Genomic DNA, 1,661 nt, shown 5'->3' with positions numbered 1-1,661 from the left:
GCGGTCGGGAGAAAGCTTGCCCATGACTCTAGCAGCAGACGGCAACCTGCGCACAACCCCGGGTGGTGTTCATACCCGTCCCACTGGTCACAGTGCTGTACTGGCTGCAGCCGTCGATCTGGTCACCGAGCACCTGGGCGCGGCCCCGGCGCTGCGGTCGGCTGGATGGACCCGCGAGGACGCCGCGCGGCTGATTGGGCATCTCGGCCGCCACACGATCCCCGGTAGCCGCACCAGGGATTTCTCCAGGGCGTTCGTCACCAAAGCTGACGGCAGCAAAGCGCCTCGTGCGTACCGCGTGGACTCCGCTGGGTTGGCCGGGTGCCAGTACGCGATGCTCACACACAAGCAGCGCGCGGCGGTGATCGTGATGGACGTCGATACCCCGGGCCGTCCCGGGGAAAGTCTTGATGCGCTGGCGACGGTGACACGCAGATCACTCGAACAACTCGCCGCACGCGGGGCAGGACCGGCGTGGATCGGCGTCAACCCCTCATCGGGGAAAAGCCAAGCGATCTGGCTGATTGATCCGGTCTACAGAGCCGATGGACACAACAGCAGCTCCAACTGGAAGTTGCTGGAACAAACCATGCGCGAGCTTGAGATCGCTCTGCGAGGCGATGTGCACTTTTCCCACGGGTGGTCCCGCTGGCCGCTCTACACTGGACCTGACGCGCTGGCTTACCGGTGGCACGCTCAACACCGGCGTGTAGACCGGTTGGGAACGCTGATTCAGGAGGTACGGGCGATGACCGGACGCACGAAACCGGCACCGGCGACAAAGCCTGCGGAACGGCAGTTCTCGTCGGGGTGGGAGCGGATCGCGGCCGCGCAGGCCGCAGCGGATGAAGCGCGGATGATCGCCGCGCTCGATGAGGGCCTACCGAGTGCCGCTGATGCTGCGGCTGATCTGATCGACGGGGTGAGGGTGCGGTGGTCGGCTCCTGGACGAGCGGCACGCGATGAGACGGCGTTCCGGCACGCGCTGGCGGTCGCGCATCGGTTGCGCGCCGAGGGTAAACCGATGAAGGACAATCTCATCATGGATGCCTACATTCGCGCCTACAAGGTTGCTCAGGCGGTTGGTGGGGATGGCCGTGAGGAGGCTATGCCTCCGGTGCGTGACCTCATGACGATGGCGCGCCGTGTGCGGGGATATGTCGTGTCGGGCAAGGCGTCTGCGAGTAAGGGGCAGTGCTCCACTCAGCGGCAGACCAGTGCGGGGCGGAAGGCGCTGGCGACGATGGGCCGCCGGGGCGGCAAGAACTCTGCCGCCAGGAAGTGGGCTAACCCTGAGCAGCCAACCGCGCAGAAGGTTCTGAGCGCCCTCACCGAGGCGAACGAAGATCGAGCGCTAGAGGGGATGGCTCTTGAGTCCGAGATCAAGGCGTTCATGCTCCGGCGGAAGAAGGAACTGAGGCAGTTGCCGTCCACTAAGGAGATCGCGGCCGAGTTCGGGGTGTCTGTCGCCAGGGTGAAGCAGATCCGAAAAGCACTCGGGATGCAGGCCCCGCGTGGCCGCCCGAAAAAAGGATAATGCCATAAGCGGTATACGGTTCCCCCTCCGCTTTAGCGGAGGTTCTTTAGACCTAGACCCCTACACACCTAGAAGCACTCGGGATGCAGGCCCCGCGTGGCCGCCCGAAAAAGCATAATGCCGT

Annotated in this window: 1 protein-coding gene; it reads left to right on the top strand. The window is 64.7% G+C overall.

Annotated features, from left to right (window positions below):
- The coding region (locus tag QWU44_RS11640; RefSeq protein ID WP_370915842.1) for a replication initiation protein at positions 1-1,537 on the top strand (1,537 nt) is incomplete at its 5' end.
- Positions 1,538-1,661 lie beyond the last annotated feature (124 nt).

The sequence above is a fragment of the Corynebacterium sp. CCM 9203 genome, assembly GCF_041357675.1.
Classification (GTDB): domain Bacteria; phylum Actinomycetota; class Actinomycetes; order Mycobacteriales; family Mycobacteriaceae; genus Corynebacterium.
The sequence above is the reverse complement of the archived record's forward strand: the minus strand, read 5'-3'. Positions and strand labels throughout refer to the sequence as shown.